The sequence below is a fragment of the Frankia sp. BMG5.60 genome (assembly GCF_059428125.1).
The window spans coordinates 6,682,998-6,701,451 of sequence record NZ_CM182091.1 but is presented as its reverse complement, the minus strand read 5'-3'; the positions used below and the strand labels follow the sequence as shown (position 1 = coordinate 6,701,451).

Here is an 18,454-nt window from a genome sequence, read left to right as displayed (position 1 = left end):
TGGACGCGTAGCATCTTCGAAGACAAGCCCTCGGCCTATTAGTACCGGTCAGCTCCATGCGTCACCGCACTTCCACCTCCGGCCTATCAACCCGATCATCTAGTCGGGGGCCTTACCAGGCTACCCTGTGGGAGACCTCATCTCGAAGCAGGCTTCCCGCTTAGATGCTTTCAGCGGTTATCCCTTCCGAACGTAGCCAACCAGCCATGCCCTTGGCAGAACAACTGGCACACCAGAGGTTCGTCCGTCCCGGTCCTCTCGTACTAGGGACAGCCCTTCTCAAGTCTCCTGCGCGCGCGGCGGATAGGGACCGAACTGTCTCACGACGTTCTAAACCCAGCTCGCGTACCGCTTTAATGGGCGAACAGCCCAACCCTTGGGACCTACTCCAGCCCCAGGATGCGACGAGCCGACATCGAGGTGCCAAACCTTGCCGTCGATATGGACTCTTGGGCAAGATCAGCCTGTTATCCCCGGGGTACCTTTTATCCGTTGAGCGACGGCGCTTCCACAAGCCACCGCCGGATCACTAGTCCCTGCTTTCGCACCTGCTCGACATGTCTGTCTCACAGTCAAGCTCCCTTGTGCACTTGCACTCAACACCTGATTGCCAACCAGGCTGAGGGAACCTTTGGGCGCCTCCGTTACCCTTTAGGAGGCAACCGCCCCAGTTAAACTACCCACCAGACACTGTCCCTGATCCGGATCACGGACCGAGGTTAGACATCCAGTACGACCAGAGTGGTATTTCAACAATGACTCCACCAGAACTGGCGTCCTGGCTTCACAGTCTCCCACCTATCCTACACAAGCCGAACCGAACACCAATATCAAGCTATAGTAAAGGTCCCGGGGTCTTTCCGTCCTGCCGCGCGTAACGAGCATCTTTACTCGTAATGCAATTTCGCCGAGTCTGTGGTTGAGACAGTGGGAAAGTCGTTACGCCATTCGTGCAGGTCGGAACTTACCCGACAAGGAATTTCGCTACCTTAGGATGGTTATAGTTACCACCGCCGTTTACTGGCGCTTAAGTTCTGAGCTTCGCCCCGAAGAGCTAACCCGTCCCCTTAACGTTCCAGCACCGGGCAGGCGTCACTCCGTATACATCGTCTTACGACTTAGCACGGAGCTATGTTTTTAGTAAACAGTCGCTTTCCCCTGGTCTCTGCGGCCACTCCCCGCTACGGAAGCAAGTCCCTACACGGAGAACGGCCCCCCTTCTCCCGAAGTTACGGGGGCATTTTGCCGAGTTCCTTAACCACAGTTCACTCGAACGCCTCGGTATTCTCTACCTGACCACCTGTGTCGGTTTAGGGTACGGGCGGCCCTGACACTCGCTAGAGGCTTTTCTCGGCAGCATGGGATCATCCACTTCGCCACAATCGGCTCGGCATCAGGTCTCAGACACATGGAACGCGGATTTACCTACGCACCGTCCTACACCCTTGCCCCAGGACAACCACCGCCTGGGTTGGACTACCCTCCTGCGTCACCCCATCGCTTGCCTACTACCAGCCGGGATCCCACCCTCCCGAACACATCTCCGAAAAGACACATCCGATCAGATGGTTAGCACAACCAGGTTCAGCATGGGCGCGTCAGCGCCGGTACGGGAATATCAACCCGTTGTCCATCGACTACGCCTGTCGGCCTCGCCTTAGGTCCCGACTCACCCTGGGCGGATTAGCCTGCCCCAGGAACCCTTGGTCATCCGGCGGACGGGTTTCTCACCCGTCATTCGCTACTCATGCCTGCATTCTCACTCGTATGGCATCCACGACTAGGTCACCCCGCCGCTTCACACGCCACACGACGCTCCCCTACCCATACACACACCTGGACATCAAAGATGCCTGGCTAACATGCGTATGCCGCAGCTTCGGCGGTGCGCTTGAGCCCCGCTACATTGTCGGCGCGGAATCACTTGACCAGTGAGCTATTACGCACTCTTTCAAGGGTGGCTGCTTCTAAGCCAACCTCCTGGTTGTCTATGCGACTCCACATCCTTTTCCACTTAGCGCACGCTTAGGGGCCTTAGCTGGCGATCTGGGCTGTTTCCCTCTCGACTACGAAGCTTATCCCCCGCAGTCTCACTGCCGCACTTCACTTACCGGCATTCGGAGTTTGGCTGACTTCAGTAAGCTTGTGGGCCCCCTAGGCCATCCAGTGCTCTACCTCCGGCAAGAAACATGCGACGCTGCACCTAAATGCATTTCGGGGAGAACCAGCTATCACCGAGTTTGATTGGCCTTTCACCCCTACCCACAGCTCATCCCCCAGGTTTTCAACCCTGGTGGGTTCGGTCCTCCACACGGTCTTACCCGCGCTTCAACCTGGCCATGGGTAGATCACTCGGCTTCGGGTCTTGGACATGCGACTCAACGCCCTATTCGGACTCGCTTTCGCTACGGCTACCCCACACGGGTTAACCTCGCCACACATCGCAAACTCGCAGGCTCATTCTTCAAAAGGCACGCGGTCACCAGACCGAAGTCCAGCTCCCACGGATTGTAGGCACACGGTTTCAGGTACTATTTCACTCCCCTCCCGGGGTACTTTTCACCTTTCCCTCACGGTACTAGTCCGCTATCGGTCACCAGGGAGTATTTAGGCTTAGCGGGTGGTCCCGCCAGATTCACACGGAATTTCACGGGCTCCGTGCTACTTGGGAACACGTCCGGGAGGAACACTGTTTTCAGCTACAGGGCTATTACCCTCTATGGCGGTCCATTCGCATGACCTTCGCCTAACAGCGCTCTTTCTGACTCCCTGACGGAACGGCAGTCCCGTCCGGACGATCCCACAACCCCACCATCGCAACGCCTGCCGGCTATCACACGACAATGGTTTAGCCTCATCCGCTTTCGCTCACCACTACTCGCGGAATCACGGTTGTTTTCTCTTCCTGCGGGTAATGAGATGTTTCACTTCCCCGCGTTCCCTCCACATGCCCTATGTGTTCAGGCATGGGTGACAGGATTTAAAGCCCTGCCGGGTTTCCCCATTCGGAAATCCTCGGATCACAGCTCGGTTGACAGCTCCCCGAGGCATATCGCAGCCTCCCACGTCCTTCATCGGCTCCTGGTGCCAAGGCATCCACCGTGCGCCCTTACTAACTTGGCCACAAAGATGCTCGCGTCCACTGTGCAGTTCTCAACGTACGGACGGCCCCAGCCGACCCGGCAGAACCCACCCCCACACAGGAAGGCGGTCTCCTACCACGACCGGTCCGTTCACCAGCAGACCCCCACCACAACCCCCCCGAAAGGGAATCAGCAGAAGGGGTCACACCAGACGAGGAAGCCTCACTCCCTCAGGACCCAACAGCGTGCCACGCACCACCAGCCACCCACCAGACCCGTTCCACCCCCACCCGACCCCCCTCCAAAGAGAGAAGACAGCCAAGGAGTACTAGACGCCCACCGGACAACCAGCAGCACAATCGTCAGCGTTCCACCCATGAGCAACCAGACCGGCATGCACATCCGGTCCTGGCCCTGAACCAGCCCACCCCCAACAGGACAGACCAGCCAGACGCTCCTTAGAAAGGAGGTGATCCAGCCGCACCTTCCGGTACGGCTACCTTGTTACGACTTCGTCCCAATCGCCGGTCCCACCTTCGACGGCTCCCCCCACAAGGGTTAGGCCACCGGCTTCGGGTGTTACCGACTTTCGTGACGTGACGGGCGGTGTGTACAAGGCCCGGGAACGTATTCACCGCAGCATTGCTGATCTGCGATTACTAGCGACTCCGACTTCACGGGGTCGAGTTGCAGACCCCGATCCGAACTGAGACCGGCTTTTTGGGATTCGCTCCACCTCGCGGTATCGCAGCCCTTTGTACCGGCCATTGTAGCATGTGTGCAGCCCAGGACGTAAGGGGCATGATGACTTGACGTCATCCCCACCTTCCTCCGAGTTGACCCCGGCAGTCTCCTATGAGTCCCCGACATAACTCGCTGGCAACATAGGACGAGGGTTGCGCTCGTTGCGGGACTTAACCCAACATCTCACGACACGAGCTGACGACAGCCATGCACCACCTGTGCAGGACCCTTACGGACCCCGTATCTCTACGAGATTTCCCTGCATGTCAAGCCCTGGTAAGGTTCTTCGCGTTGCATCGAATTAAGCCACATGCTCCGCCGCTTGTGCGGGCCCCCGTCAATTCCTTTGAGTTTTAGCCTTGCGGCCGTACTCCCCAGGCGGGGCGCTTAATGCGTTAGCTGCGGCACGGAGGCCGTGGAAGGTCCCCCACACCTAGCGCCCAACGTTTACGGCGTGGACTACCAGGGTATCTAATCCTGTTCGCTCCCCACGCTTTCGCTCCTTAGCGTCAGTTCCGGCCCAGAGACCCGCCTTCGCCACCGGTGTTCCTCCTGATATCTGCGCATTTCACCGCTACACCAGGAATTCCAGTCTCCCCTGCCGGACTCTAGCCTGCCCGTATCGACTGCAGGCCCGGGGTTGAGCCCCGGGTTTTCACAGCCGACGCGACAGGCCGCCTACGAGCTCTTTACGCCCAATAATTCCGGACAACGCTTGCACCCTACGTATTACCGCGGCTGCTGGCACGTAGTTGGCCGGTGCTTCTTCTGCAGGTACCGTCACTTGCGCTTCGTCCCTGCTGAAAGAGGTTTACAACCCGAAGGCCGTCATCCCCCACGCGGCGTCGCTGCGTCAGGCTTTCGCCCATTGCGCAATATTCCCCACTGCTGCCTCCCGTAGGAGTCTGGGCCGTGTCTCAGTCCCAGTGTGGCCGGTCGCCCTCTCAGGCCGGCTACCCGTCGTCGCCTTGGTAGGCCATCACCCCACCAACAAGCTGATAGGCCGCGGGCCCATCCCGAGCCGATAAATCTTTCCACACCACCAGATGCCCGGCAGTGTCATATCCGGCATTAGCCCCGGTTTCCCGAAGTTATTCCAGAGCTCGGGGCAGGTTGCCCACGTGTTACTCACCCGTTCGCCGCTAGGAGCCGAAGCCCCTCGCTCGACTTGCATGTGTTAAGCACGCCGCCAGCGTTCGTCCTGAGCCAGGATCAAACTCTCCATCAATGATTTCGAGAGTGCCGGCAAAACCGGCAGACCCCGACATCGACACCACAACCGTGATGCCGTGTCCAAAGGAATCCCTCACAACCACAACCAGCCACCCCCACACACCAGAACGATGCGCAAAGGACAACCAGCCAGGCCATGAACGGGGTAAAACAATTGGCACTGACAATCGGCACGCTGTTGAGTTCTCAAGGAGCAGGCGCGAACGAGGTCACATCCAGAGATGTCCCACTCGTGCGGATTCCTAGCCACTTACGAAGTTTTTGGAGCGGTGCTCGTCAGTACGCCCAAGAAGGGGCCGCCTCGCACCTGCTCTACCCAAGCGCCCTCCGAGGAGGGGCTCTGCCAGCGAGTGGAGCCGCCCTGTTCGGCGTCTGCCGTGCTGCGCTGACAGAGAGAACATTACGGGTGGATGACGGTGGGCGTCAAATCAATCCCCCGATCAGATGTGTGACCTATGTCACACCACTCGCGGAGAGGTTCGTTGTGATGTTCTGATATGGGAGGCTTGGTGGTCTGGGCCAAGTTGCCCAGGAGAGAGCGGCGCGCCGTCCGTCCACATCTGTCCGCGGCTCTGTCACCTGCGGCGACGGCTTGGCCGCGCGCTGCTGACCGATGGCTCACCCGCCAGCCAGAAGCGCCACGGACGCTCGGCGCCAGCGCTGATCCCCACCCGTGGGCCTCGTTCGATCCTTTGGCCCGGCGCCCCCGGCCTCGCTCCTTCCTCTGCCGGTCGCTCGCCCACTGCCGGCTCCCCGCCCACTGCCGGTCCGCCGCCGAACCCGGCGGCCGCGGGCGCTGGCGGGAGGACGACAAGGGGTCCGCCGCCCGTCACCGGAGTTCCGGTCAGCGACGCAGCGACGCCGAGCACCCGCCCGAGCCGACCGGGCCCCCGGGCCAGGTCCCGGGCGGCGAGCGTCGGCCAGCGGGCCTGCGCCGCCTCGCGGCCGGCGACGACCTCGCCGGCCCGCAACAGCACCGCCGACCCCTCCCCCACCGGCCCGCAGACGATGTTGAGGCACCAGTGGACGCCGTAGCTGAGATACACGTACGCCCGGCCCGGCGGGCCGAACATCACCGCGGCCCTCGGGGTCGGCCCGCGAAAGGCGTGGGAGGCGGGATCGCGCAGACCGGCATACGCCTCGACCTCCGTGATCCGAACGGCAACCGGCCCGTGCCGGACCGTCGCACCGAGCAGATCCGGTGCCACGGCCAGCACGGGCCGGTCGAAGAAGCCCGCCGGGTACGGCGCCGGGCCGACCACGTCGGCTGCCGGCCCGGAACCCTCAGGGGGCTCGGGAGTCCCCGTCAGTCCACTGCCCACTCGCGGTCCCGGTCAAGGACCGGCCGCAGCGCCGCGAGCTGCTCACGCACGCGATCCGGCGCGGTCCCGCCGGGCGCGGAGCGGGCCTGCAGGGCGCCGGAGACCGACAGCACGCCGCGCACGTCCGCGGTCAGCAACGGATTGATCACCGCGAGGTCGTCGTCGGAGACGTCGTCGAGATCGACGTCGTGGGCGACACACCAGGAGACGAGCTGGCCGACGGCCTCGTGCGCCTGACGGAACGGCACGCCGCGGCGCACCAGGTACTCGGCGACGTCGGTCGCCAGCGCGAAGCCGTCCGGTGCGGCCGCGGCCAGCCGCTCGCGACGGACCCGCATCGTCGCGACGGTGCCCGTCAGCGCGGGCAACACCAGCAGCAGCGTGTCGACCGCGTCGAAGACCGGCTCCTTGTCCTCCTGCAGGTCCCGGTCGTAGGCGAGCGGGAGCCCCTTGAGGGTGGCGAGGAAGCCGGTCAGCCCGCCGATGAGCCGGCCGGACTTGCCCCGGGCGAGCTCGGCGACGTCCGGGTTCTTCTTCTGCGGCATGATCGAGCTGCCGGTCGCGAAGGCGTCGTCCAGCTCGACCCAGCCGAACTCGCGGGTCGTCCAGAGCACGATCTCCTCGCCGAGGCGAGACAGGTGCACCCCGATCAGCGCGGCCACGAACAGGAACTCGGCGGCGAAGTCACGGTCCGACACGGCGTCGAGCGAGTTTTCGAACGCCCGGTCGAACCCCAGTTCGGCGGCGACGCCCCGCGGGTCCAGCGGCAGCGACGAGCCGGCCAGCGCCCCGGCGCCGAGCGCGCTCACCGATGCCCGCCGATCCCAGTCCCGCAGGCGGTCGGTGTCCCGCACGAACGCCTGCACGTGGGCGAGCAACTGGTGGCCGAACGAGATCGGCTGGGCGTGCTGCAGGTGGGTCATCCCCGGCGCCGGGGTGTCCACGTGCTGCCCGGCGACGGTGACCAGCGCCTGGGACAGCTCGGTCAGCCGGGCCGCCACCTGACGGGCGTGCTCGCGCAGGTACAGGCGCAGGTCGGTGGCGACCTGGTCGTTGCGGCTGCGGCCGGCGCGCAGCTTGCCGCCGAGCGCGCCGAGCCGCTCCAACAGCCCGCGTTCGAGGGCGGTGTGGACGTCCTCGTCCTCGACCGTGGGCCGGAACCGGCCCTGGGCGACCGCGTCGGACAGGTCGTCGATGGCGGCGAGCATCGCGGCGATCTCGGCGTCGTCGAGCAATCCGGCCCGGTGCAGCACCCGGGCATGCGACTTCGAGGCGAGCAGGTCGTACGGCGCGAGCCGCCAGTCGAACTGGACGCTCACCGACAGCCGGGCGAGCGCCTCCGCCGGGCCGCCGGCGAACCGCCCGCCCCACAGCCGCATCGGTGCGCCGGCCGACGCCCCGCCGGCGAGCACCCTGCCGGCGGGCGCGTCAGCGTCGGTAGCCCCGTCGGCGGGTGGCGCACCGGACGGCTTCGGCACCGAGGCATCCTCGGAGTGATCCGTCGAGCTCACGGGTTCAGCCGCTGCTCACGGGCCGCCCAGACCTTCGTCGGCAGGCCCCAGAGCTCGATGAACCCGCGCGCGTCACCCTGGTCGAACTGGTCGCCGGCGTCGTAGGTGGCCAGGGCGTGGTCATAGAGGCTGCCCGGGCTGCGCCGGCCGACGACCTGGGCGACCCCGCCCGCGAGCCGCAGCCGCACGTCCCCGGTGACCCCGGCGCTCGCCGAGTCGACGAAGGCGTCGAGGGCGGCCTTGAGCGGCGAGTACCACAGGCCGTCGTAGACGATCTCGCCCCAGCGCTGGTCGACGCCGCGCTTGAACCGAGCGACGTCGCGCTCGAGGGTGAGGTCCTCCAGGTCGCGGTGCGCGGTCAGCAGCGTGATCGCCGCCGGGCACTCGTAGATCTCCCGGCTCTTGATCCCGACCAGGCGGTCCTCGATCATGTCGATCCGGCCGACGCCGTGCGCGCCCGCGCGGGTGTTGAGCTCGGCGACGAGCTCGGCCAGCGCCAGGGAACGCCCGTCCAGGCCGGTCGGGACGCCGTCGGTGAAGGAGATCGTCACCTCGTCGGGAGTCCGGGCGACCGTCGGGTCCGCCGAGTAGACGAAGACGTCCTCCGGCGGCTGCGCCCAGGGGTCCTCGAGGATGCCGCACTCGGCGGTGCGCCCCCACAGGTTCTGGTCGATGGAGTACGGCGAGCGCTTGGACACGTCGATGGGCAGCCCGCGCTCCTCGGCGAAGGCGATCGCCTTGTCCCGGGTCATGCCCGAGTCGCGCACCGGGGCGAGCACCCTCAACCCGGGGGCCAGCGCCGACACGCCGACCTCGAACCGCACCTGGTCGTTGCCCTTGCCGGTGCAGCCGTGGGCGATCGCGTCCGCGCCGTGCTCGCGGGCGGCCGCGACGAGGTGCTTGACGATGATCGGCCGCGACAGCGACGAGATCAACGGGTACCGGTCCATGTACAGCGCGTTGCTCCGGATCGCCGGGGCGACGAAGGACTCGGCGAACTCCGTGCGGGCGTCGACCACGATCGACTCGACGGCGCCGCAGGTGAGGGCGCGCTGGCGGATGGCCTCGAGGTCCTCGCCGCCCTGGCCGACATCGACCGCCAGCGCGACGACCTCGGCGCCGGTCTCGGCGCCGATCCAGCCGATGGCCACGGACGTGTCGAGGCCGCCCGAGTAGGCAAGCACGACGCGTTCGGTCACGAGACTTACTCCTTATGTCGGATTGCGCGAAAGATCATCATCAGGTGTGCCGGTGCCGGTGCCCGCCAGGACCGCCCCGCCCGCCGGCGGGGTGCGTGGGCGGGCCTGGGCGGCGGCGGCCATGCCCGGCACGGCGCGGGCGCGTCCGTCGGCGAGCCGTAGCAGGTGGGCGGCCAGGCCCGGGCCGCCCGCGACCGGGGCCTGGCCCGCGGACGGTCCGACCGGCGGCGGCGCCTCCCCCGGGCTCTCCCCGCCGGCCGGGGCAACCCCGGAGATGCTCCCATCCCCGGGGGCGGGCATCTGCGCCCGGCAGACGACGAGGACCGTGTCGTCCCCGGCGATCGTGCCCATGACCGCCGGCAGCGCCTCCCGGTCCAGCGCGGAGGCGAAGAGCTGGGCGGCCCCGGGCGGGGTGCGCAGGACGACGAGGTCACCGTTGGCCTCCGCCGAGACCAGCAACTCCTCGCACAGCCGGGTCAGCGGAAGCCGGACGATCTCTGCCGGCGCGAGGTTCACGTCGACGGCGTAGACCAGGCCGCCGTCGGCGCCGCGCACCTTCGTCGCCCCGATCTCCTCCAGGTCACGGGACAGGGTGGCCTGGGTGACCTGGACGCCCTCGGCGGCGAGCAGGCGGGCGAGCTCCGACTGCGAACGCACCGGCCGCTGCGCGATCAGTGCCGCCAGCCGCGCCTGCCGGGCGTGCTTCGTCAGCGGAGCGGCCCGCCGCACCCCCGCCCCCGCGCCCGCCGTGGTCATCGGACCGTGCCCTCCCCGGCGGCAGTGCCCTCCCCGGCGGACGAGCCGGCCCCCGTCGACGGCGGCGCGAGCAGGAGCGATAGCAGGGCCTTCTGCGCGTGCAACCGGTTCTCGGCCTGGTCGAACACGACCGATTGCGGCCCGTCGAGCACCGACGCGGCGATCTCCAGCTCCCGGTGCGCCGGCAGGCAGTGCATGACCAGCACGTCCGGCCGGGCGGCCTCGACGGCCTTCTCGTCGAGGCGGTAGGGCTGGAACACCAGCGAGCGGCTATCCGACTCGTCCTCCTGGCCCATCGACGCCCAGACGTCGGTGTAGAGCACGTCGGCGCCGGCGGCCGCCTCCAGCGCGTCGTGCATGACGAGCGCCTCGCCGCCGGTGGCCGCGCCGATCTCGTTGGCGTGCCGGACGACCTGCTCGAACGGCTCGTAGCCGGGCGGGGAGGCCACGTGCACCCGCATCCCCGCGAGCGCCCCGGCGAGCAGCAGCGAATGCGCCACGTTGTTGCCGTCGCCGAGGTAGGTCAGGGTGAGCCCGGCGAGCCCGCCCCGGCGCTCCCGGATCGTCTGCAGGTCGGCCAGCGCCTGGCAGGGATGGGCATGGTCCGACAGCGCGTTGACGACCGGCACGCTCGCCGCGGCCGCGAGCCGTTCGAGGCGCTCCTGGGCGAAGGTGCGCACGACGATCGCGTCGACGTACCGGCTGAGCACGGCGGCGGTGTCCTCGATCGTCTCGCCGCGGCCGAGATGGCTGGTCGTCGCGTCGATGAAGATCGGATGGCCGCCGAGTTCGGCGACGCCGACGTCGAACGACAGCCGGGTGCGGGTGGAGGGCTTCTCGAACAGCAGGGCCACCGACCGCCCGGCGAGCGGCCTGTCCCCCGGCCCGGGGGCCCGGCGTCGGGCCTTGAGCTGGTCGGCGACGTCGAGAACTCCGGCCTGCTCCGCGGAGGTCAGGTCGGTGTCGAGAAGGAAGTGTCGGGCCGTCATGCGCTGACCTTAGAGCCTTGGTCCGACAGGCCTGCGCCGTCGCGGGCGGCGCCGACGATCGCGGGCAGCGCCGCGACGAAGGCGTCCGCCTCGGCGTCGGTGAGGATCAGCGGCGGGGCGAGCCGGACGGCGTCCGCCGCGACCGCGTTGACCAGATAACCCGCCGCGCGAGCCGCCGTCTCCACCGCCGGGGCGAACGCGCCGTCGAGCTCGATCGCCCGCCACAGGCCCACGCCGCGCACCCCGACGATCCCCGCGATCCCCGCCGCGACGATCTGTGCGGCGAGCCGGTCGCCCAGCCGCGTCGCGTGGTCGAGCAGTCCCTCGGCGGCGATCGTGTCGAGCACGGCCAGGGCCGCCGCGCAGACGATCGGACCGCCACCGAACGTGCTGCCGTGATCGCCCGGGCGCAGCAGGTCCGCCGCGGTGCCGATGCCGATGCAGGCGCCGATCGGCAGGCCGCCGCCGAGGCCCTTGGCCAGGGTGACGACGTCGGGTTGGACGCCGGCGGCCTGGTGGGCGAACCAGGAGCCGGTCCGGCCGATGCCGCTCTGCACCTCGTCGAACACCAGCAGGGCCCCCACGTCGTCGCAGGCCGCCCGCGCCTCGGCCAGGTAGCCCGGCGGCGGCGGCACCACGCCGGCCTCCCCGAGGGTCGGCTCCAGGAACACCGCCGAGGTCCGCTCGCCGACCGCGGCCCGCAGCGCGGCGGCGTCGCCGTAGGGCACGAACCGCACACCGGGCAGCAGCGGCTCGAACGGCGCGCGCTTGGCCGGCTGCCCGGTGATGGACAGCGCGCCGAGGGTCCGACCGTGGAAGGAACCCTCGGCGGCGACGATCTCCGGCCGGCCGGTACGCCGCGCGATCTTGATGGCGGCCTCGTTGGCCTCGGCGCCGGAGTTGGCGAAGAAGATCTTCGCGCCGCCGGCGGGCAGGCCCGGGGCCGGGGCGCCCGCGGCGAGCAGCTCGACGAGCCGTTCGGCCAGGCGCACCTGCGGCTCGTTGGCGTACAGATTCGACACGTGGCCGAGGGTGTCGAGCTGGTCGACGACGGCGGCCCGGATCGCAGGGTGGCTGTGGCCGAGCACGCTGACGGCGATCCCGCCGAGCAGGTCGAGGTACTCGCGCCCGGCGTCGTCCCACACCCGGGTGCCGTTGCCGCGGACCAGGGAGATCGTCGGACGGCCGTAGGTCGCCATCACGACGGCGTCGCGCCGGGCGAGCAGATCGGCGGTCATAGCGTTCCTCCGGTCTCGTGGGCGGTCCGTCCGACGGCCGGGGCGGGCACGGCGGCCGGTGCGGGGGGCTTAATCGTGGGCGTGGGCGGGGGCGGGACGGCGGCGGGTCCGGCCAGGTCGCGGTCGGGGGTGATCAGGGTGCCGATGCCGTCGTCGGTGAAGATTTCCAGCAGCACGGCGTGCGGCACCCGGCCGTCGAGCACGTGCGCCTGCGGCACGCCGCCGCGCACCGCCCGCCGGCACGCCTCCATCTTCGGAATCATGCCGGCCGCGAGCGTGGGCAGGAGCTGTTCGAGCTCTGTGATGCTCAGCTCGCTGAGCACCTCGTCGCTGGTCGGCCAGTCCGCGTACAGCCCCTCGACGTCGGTGAGGACGACGAGCTTGGTGGCGCCGAGGGCGACGGCGAGCTCCGCGGCGGCCGTGTCGGCGTTGACGTTGTAGACGCCGCCGTCGATCCCGCGGGCGACCGACGCGACGACGGGCACCTTGCCGGAGTCGAGCAGGGCGTTGACCGTCTCGGCCCGGACCTCGACGATGTCGCCGACGAGGCCGACGTCGACCTCCTCCCCGTCGACGATCGCGGGGCGCCGGCGCGCGGTGAACAGGTTCGCGTCCTCGCCCGACAGACCCACGGCGAACGGCCCGTGGTCGTTGACCAGGCCGACGACGTCCCGGTTGACCTGGCCGAGCAGCACCATCCGCACGACGTCCATGGTCTCCGGCGTGGTGACCCGCAGGCCGCCGACGAACGTCGACTCGACGCCGAGGCGCGCCAGGTGCGCGGTGATCTGCGGGCCGCCGCCGTGGACGACCACCACCCGCAGCCCCGAGTAGCGCAGGAAGACGATGTCGGCGGCGAACGCGGCGCGCAGCGCGGGCTCGGTCATCGCGTTGCCGCCGTACTTGATGACGATCGTGGCGCCCTGGAAGCGGGACAGCCACGGCAGCGCCTCGATGAGGACCTGGGTCTTGGCCAGCGCCGCGTGCCCGCGGGCGGTCGCCGCCGGTCCCCGCGCGGCGGTGGTGGGAGCGGTGGGGGCGGTGGGGGCGATGTCGGTCATGTGGAGTAGGCCGAGTTCTCGTAGACGTAGCCGTCGGTCAGGTCGTTCGTCCAGACGGTGAGTTCGGTGGCGCCGGCGTGCAGATCGATGAGGATGTCGATCCGCCGGTCGGACAGGTCGACGAGGTCGCGGTCCTCCCCTGGCGCGCCCGCCCGGCAGACCTGCACCCCGTTCATCGACACGTCGAGCTGGTCGGGCTCGAAGGCGGCCTGGGTGGTGCCGACCGCGGCGAGGACGCGCCCCCAGTTCGGGTCCTTGCCGTAGAGGGCGCACTTGAGCAGGTTGTTGCGGGCCACGGACCGGCCGACCTCCAGGGCGTCGGCCTCGCTCGCGGCCCCGGTGACGGTGATCGCGATGGTCTTCGTGGAGCCCTCGGCGTCGCCGAGCATCTGCTGGGCCAGGTCGTCGCACACCTCGGCGACGAGCCCGGTGAGCTCGGCCTCGGGCAGCGTCACCCCGGAGGCGCCCGAGGCGAGCAGCAGCACGGTGTCGTTGGTGGACAGGCAGCCGTCGGAGTCGACCCGCTCGAACGTGACCCGGGACGCCTGGCGCACCGCCCGGTCGAGGGTCGCGGCGTCGGCGACGGCGTCGGTGGTGACGACGACGAGCATGGTCGCCAGCGACGGGGCCAGCATCGCCGCGCCCTTGCCCATCGCGCCGACGGTCACCCCCGGCGTCGTGGTGGAGATCCGCACCGCTGTCTTCGCGACGGTGTCGGTGGTGCGGATCGCCTCGGCCGCGTCGTCGCCGCCGTTGTCGGCGAGGTCCGCGACGGCCTTGGTGACCCCGGTGAGCAGGTTGTCCATCGGCAGCCGGACGCCGATCAGCCCGGTGGAGCAGACCGCGACGTCCCCGGCGCCGAGGCCGAGTCCGGCCGCGACGCGCTCGGCCGTCGCGTGGGTGTCGGCGAAGCCGGCCGGCCCGGTGCAGGCGTTGGCGCCGCCGGAGTTCAGGACCACGGCGCGCAGCCGGCCGTCGGCGAGGGTCTGGCGGGTCCACAGCACGGGCGCGGCCTGGATCCGGTTGCGGGTGAACACGCCGGCGGCGGCGTCGGACGGCCCGTCGTTGACGACGAGGGCCACGTCCGGACGCCCGGACGGCTTCAATCCGGCCACGACTCCGGCGGCCCGGAAGCCCTTGGGGGCGGTCACGCTCACCTCGGCCACTCCTGTCTGTTGTCCGCGTCTGTGCTGTCCCTGCCGCTGCTGTCCCGGTCGCTCGATCGGCGGCCGCCGGCCGCCTCTACTGCGTATCCCGAGGCCTCGGTGTCCGGTTCGTCCCGCTGGACAAGCAGGGGACCGCCGGTCACGGGGCGATGCCCTGGGCGGTCAGGCCGGCGGTCTCGGGCAGGCCGAGCATGAGGTTGGCGCACTGCAGCGCCTGGCCGGCCGCGCCCTTGCCGAGGTTGTCGATGGCGGACACGACGATCGCCCGCCCGGACTCGGCGTCGAAGGTGCCCTGCACGTGCACGGCGTTGCCGCCGAGGGTCGCCGCGGCGTGCGGCCAACGCCCGGGCGGCAGCACCCGGACGAACGGCTCGCCCGCGTAGGCCGAGCGCAGCGCCTCGTACACGGCGTCCGCGTCGGTGCCGGGGGTGGCCCGCCCGGAGCAGGTCGCGAGGATGCCGCGGGGCAGCGGGGCGAGCACGGGGGTGAACGACAGGCTCACCGCGGTCCCGGCCACGCCGGACAGGGCCTGCACGATCTCCGGACGGTGCTGGTGAGTGCCGACCTTGTAGGCGGTGAGGTCGCCCATCACCTCGCTGCCGAGCAGGTTGACCTTGGCCGAACGGCCCGCGCCGGAGGTGCCGCTGGCGGCGACGACGCTGAGGTCCTGCGGTTCGACGAGGCCCGCGGCCAGCAGCGGCGCGAGGGCGAGCGAGGAGGCCGTCGGGTAGCAGCCCGGCGCCGCGACCCGGCGGCTCGCCGCGATCCGCGCGCGCGCCCCGGGCAACTCGGGCATGCCGTAGGTCCAGGTGCCGGCGTGCTCGCCGCCGTAGGCGCGTCGCCACGCCTCCGGGTCGGTGAGGCGGTGGTCGGCGCCGAGGTCGACGACGCGCACGGTGCTCGCCAAGGTGGCCGCCACCGCCGCCGACTGCCCGTGCGGCAGGGCGAGGAAGACGACGTCCGCCTCGGCCGCAGCGAGCGTCTCGGCGTCGGTGAAGACGCGGCCGGACAGGTCGGGCAGGTTCGGGTGCACGTCCGTCACGGGCAGGCCGACCGACGTGTTCGCCGCCAGCGCGCCGATCTCGATCTCCGGGTGGGCGAGCAGCAGGCGGAGAAGCTCCCCGCCGCCGTACCCGCTCGCCCCTGCCACTGCTGCGGTCACTCCCATGTGCAAAGTTATACACACGAGCTTATGGGCATGCAACGACATTCGGCGAACGCGGGCGGCGCGGCGGGCAGCGCGTCCGCGTCGGCCGCAGGCGCAGACGTCGGTCCGCCCACCCTCCGGACCGGGCGTCGACCGCCTGACCTGGCAGTTGACCTCACGTTGAAACTGAAAGTACCGCGCCCTTCCATCCTGAGCCGCGAATATCACGCACTGTCCATCGGACAATGCACGGCGGTGAGGAGCGGCGGATGGTAATCGCGATCGGCTATGTCGCGCTGGTGGTCGTCCTGTGGATCGGCACGTGGGTCGCGTGGCGGGCGGCCCAGCGCGGCGCGCCCGCCGTCGACCGGGTCGGCACGGGAGCGGGCGACGCCGGGCGAGACGGCACCGACGGGGACCGCACCGACGGGGACGGCACAAGAAGGGGGCGCGTCGGGACTCGCCTGACCGCCCCCAGGTCGGTCGTCGACCGCTTCGGACTTGACGCCGACGGACTGGGACCGGGGCCGGCGCAGGCGGAAGAGCTGGCCCTGCTCTACGGCGGCCCGGATCTGGCAGCACTGGTCGCGGTGGTCGCGCTCGGCGAGTCGGGAGCTGTGGGGCCGGGCGCCACCCCGGGGACCGTGATCTCCCGTCGCCCCGCGGTCTACGCAGATCAGGATCTGCGCTGCGCCATCCACCAGGAGATCGACGCGCACGGCGGGCGCCGCATCGCCGAGCTCGGTCGGTGGCTCGCCGGCACCCCCGCGCTGGCCGCGACGCGCCTGCGGCTGTGCGAGGAGGGGCTCCTGCCCACCGTCGGGCAGCAGCGGATGCTGCGCTGGTGCCGGGCCGCCGCGCTGGCCCTGTTCGTCGGCGGGATCATCCTGCTGGTGGCGGACGTCGGCTCGCCCGACGGCAGCGCCGTCTTCGTGCTGTCGCTCGGCGAGATCGGCGCCCTTGTTCTCGGTGTCCGCCGCCAGACGCCGCGGAGCACCAGGGCCGGGTGGACGGTGGCGGCCGAGGCCCAGCGGCGCCTGCCCGGATTGGCCGGCGGCGGTCTGCCGGGGCAGCATGCGCTCGCGGTCGCACTGTTCGGGCCGGAGGCGCTCGGCCGCGCCGACCGGAAACTGGCCACCGAGCTCGGGCTGCTCGCGCCCGCTGGCCGGCCGCGGCCCCGCGGCGCCGCCGGATCGAGAAGAAGCCTGGACACCACCTCGAGTGGCGGCTGCGGCGGAGGGGGTAGCTGCGGCGGGGGATGCGGCGGTGGGGGTTGTGGAGGCGGGGGGTGTGGAGGCGGGGGGTGATGGCCCGGATCCGACCGTCCCGACCGGACTCGCCGCTGCCACCCGGGTTGGGGGTGGGCTGGCGCCCGCCCCTCGCCACCGCGATCGCCGAGCGTGGCGACCTGGCGTTCGTCGAACTGATCGCGGAGAGCGTCGACCCCGACCAGCCGTTGCCGGTCGCCCTGACCGAGCTGGGCGTGCCGATGGTGCCGCACGGCGTCCGGCTGTCGCTGGGGGGCAGCGAGCCGCTGGACCGCGCCCGCGTCGACCGGTTCGTCCGCGTCGCGGAGCGTCTGGACGCCCCGCTGGTCAGCGAGCACGCCGCGTTCGTCCGGGCCGGCGGGGTCGAGGCCGGCCACCTGCTGCCGGTGCCGCGTACCCGCGCGGCGCTGCGGGTGCTGGCACGCAACATCCGGTCGCTGCGCGCGGAGCTGTCCGTTCCGCTCGCGGTGGAGAACCCGGCGGCGCTGCTGCGCTGGCCCGACGACGAGCTGGACTCCGCGGCGTTCCTCACCGAGCTCGCCGAGCAGACCGGGGTGATGCTGCTACTCGACGTCGCCAACCTGTATGGCGACGTGGTCAACCACGGCATCGATCCCGACCGGTTCCTGGCCGCGATCCCCTGGGAACGAGTCGCCTACCTGCACGTCGCCGGCGGGGTCACCGCCCGCGGCCTGTACCACGACTCGCACGCCCACCCGGTTCGCCCACAGGTCCTCGAGCTGCTGCGCGCCGCCGCCGACCACTGGCCGGGCCCGCTGCCCTGCCTGCTCGAACGGGACACCCACCTACCACCGGTGGCCGAGTTCCACGCCGAGCTCGACGCGGTCACGCGCGCCGCGGGCCTGACCCGCGCGACGATCAGCGCGACGATCAACACGACGACCGGCGCGGCGGCGAGCGGGGCGGGATCGGTGCCGGGATCCGGGACGAGGGTCGAGACGGGGGCCGGGAGGGGATCCGGGACGGGGGCCGCCCGCGCGGGCCTGGAGCCGACCGACGCGCGGGCCGACGGGGAGCTACTTGCCGGGCAGATCGCACTGGTCCGGGCGCTCACGGCGGGAGATGGCCCACCGCCCGGTTTCGCCGCGGACCGGATCGAGGCGACCCGCGCGGCATTGATCGACAAGCGCCGGTCGGCAGTGGTCGAGCACTGGCCCGCGCTGGCGCGGACACCCGGCTTCCGCGCCGGGTTCGCGGCCGTCGCCGCGCGGCTCCCACCGATGGCGACCTGGGCAGACGCCCACGCGTACGCCCGGGAGCACTACGACATGCTCGATGTCGACGCCCGCGCGGAGCTGCTCGTGGCGCGCACGGCCGGCCGGCGGTTCGCCCTGGCGAGCAGCCGACCCGGCCGCCTCCCGGCACGCCTGCGCGGCCCCGGCACGGACCGATCCCTCGGTGGAGGTGGTTCCGGAGCCGATACCCCTGCCGCGGCGGACCGCGACGAACCGGTCCCGGCCGGGGCGGGAAGACGCGGCGGGCTACTCGTCTTGATCCGGCTGCCCCTGGTGGGGTTGCTCGTCCTCGGCAGGCGCGGGCACGGCTAGACCCGGCGGCCCGCCAGGACCAGGACCAGGACCAGTGATCATGGTGTTCCGCGGAACCGTCGCGTCCTTCTGCTACCAGTTGCGCACGGAATCGTGATCGTGCCGAGACGTGGTCGCGATTCTGGGCGCAGAACCGTGAGTATGCCTCGGCCCGATCTGGCCGCCATCC

General features: G+C 69.9%; 11 protein-coding genes and 2 rRNA genes. 2 read left to right on the top strand and 11 right to left on the bottom strand.

Annotated elements, in window-relative coordinates:
• Positions 1 to 18 precede the first annotated feature (18 nt).
• The 11 genes from AC5R91_RS27470 to argC form a co-directional block, all read right to left on the bottom strand.
• Positions 19 to 3,123 (bottom strand): 23S ribosomal RNA (locus AC5R91_RS27470).
• Between the two features lie 422 nt (positions 3,124 to 3,545).
• Positions 3,546 to 5,055 (bottom strand): 16S ribosomal RNA (locus AC5R91_RS27465).
• The 16S and 23S rRNA genes sit together here, the layout of an rRNA operon.
• Before the next feature lie 580 nt (positions 5,056 to 5,635).
• A complete protein-coding gene (locus AC5R91_RS27460) occupies positions 5,636 to 6,382 on the bottom strand; it encodes a DNA-3-methyladenine glycosylase (protein WP_495394175.1) in 747 nt (248 codons plus the stop codon).
• Entirely contained in the window at positions 6,367 to 7,893 is a 1,527-nt protein-coding gene (argH, locus tag AC5R91_RS27455) for an argininosuccinate lyase (RefSeq protein ID WP_495394174.1), read from the bottom strand. Before argH ends, AC5R91_RS27460 begins: the two co-directional genes overlap by 16 nt.
• Positions 7,890 to 9,092, bottom strand: coding sequence for an argininosuccinate synthase (locus tag AC5R91_RS27450; protein ID WP_495394173.1), 1,203 nt, complete (start codon positions 9,090 to 9,092; stop codon positions 7,890 to 7,892). The genes argH and AC5R91_RS27450 overlap by 4 nt, the downstream gene beginning before the upstream one ends.
• A gap of 12 nt (positions 9,093 to 9,104) precedes the next feature.
• The gene (gene argR / locus AC5R91_RS27445) at positions 9,105 to 9,848 is read right to left on the bottom strand and encodes an arginine repressor (RefSeq protein WP_495394172.1); all 744 of its coding nucleotides are present in this window, start codon (positions 9,846 to 9,848) and stop codon (positions 9,105 to 9,107) included.
• On the bottom strand, positions 9,845 to 10,837 hold the full coding sequence (gene argF, locus AC5R91_RS27440) for an ornithine carbamoyltransferase (RefSeq protein WP_495394171.1): 993 nt from the start codon (positions 10,835 to 10,837) through the stop codon (positions 9,845 to 9,847). The genes argR and argF overlap by 4 nt, the downstream gene beginning before the upstream one ends.
• On the bottom strand, positions 10,834 to 12,075 hold the full coding sequence (locus tag AC5R91_RS27435; protein ID WP_495394170.1) for an acetylornithine transaminase: 1,242 nt from the start codon (positions 12,073 to 12,075) through the stop codon (positions 10,834 to 10,836). The genes argF and AC5R91_RS27435 overlap by 4 nt, the downstream gene beginning before the upstream one ends.
• Positions 12,072 to 13,136, bottom strand: a complete 1,065-nt coding sequence (gene argB / locus AC5R91_RS27430; protein WP_495394169.1) for an acetylglutamate kinase — start codon at positions 13,134 to 13,136, stop codon at positions 12,072 to 12,074. Before argB ends, AC5R91_RS27435 begins: the two co-directional genes overlap by 4 nt.
• Positions 13,133 to 14,293 carry a bifunctional glutamate N-acetyltransferase/amino-acid acetyltransferase ArgJ gene (gene argJ, locus AC5R91_RS27425; protein WP_495394168.1) on the bottom strand — a complete coding sequence of 387 codons (1,161 nt, stop codon included), beginning with the start codon at positions 14,291 to 14,293 and terminating at the stop codon, positions 13,133 to 13,135. The genes argB and argJ overlap by 4 nt, the downstream gene beginning before the upstream one ends.
• Before the next feature lie 148 nt (positions 14,294 to 14,441).
• On the bottom strand, positions 14,442 to 15,470 hold the full coding sequence (gene argC / locus AC5R91_RS27420) for an N-acetyl-gamma-glutamyl-phosphate reductase (protein ID WP_495394167.1): 1,029 nt from the start codon (positions 15,468 to 15,470) through the stop codon (positions 14,442 to 14,444).
• Positions 15,471 to 15,718: 248 nt separating this feature from the next.
• Here argC and AC5R91_RS27415 point away from each other — a divergent pair, with 248 nt between their 5' ends.
• Both AC5R91_RS27415 and AC5R91_RS27410 read left to right on the top strand, forming a co-directional pair.
• The gene (locus tag AC5R91_RS27415; protein ID WP_495394166.1) at positions 15,719 to 16,756 is read left to right on the top strand and encodes a TIGR04222 domain-containing membrane protein; all 1,038 of its coding nucleotides are present in this window, start codon (positions 15,719 to 15,721) and stop codon (positions 16,754 to 16,756) included.
• Entirely contained in the window at positions 16,756 to 18,285 is a 1,530-nt protein-coding gene (locus tag AC5R91_RS27410; protein ID WP_495394165.1) for an MbnB/TglH/ChrH family RiPP precursor modification enzyme, read from the top strand. The genes AC5R91_RS27415 and AC5R91_RS27410 overlap by 1 nt, the downstream gene beginning before the upstream one ends.
• Positions 18,286 to 18,454 lie beyond the last annotated feature (169 nt).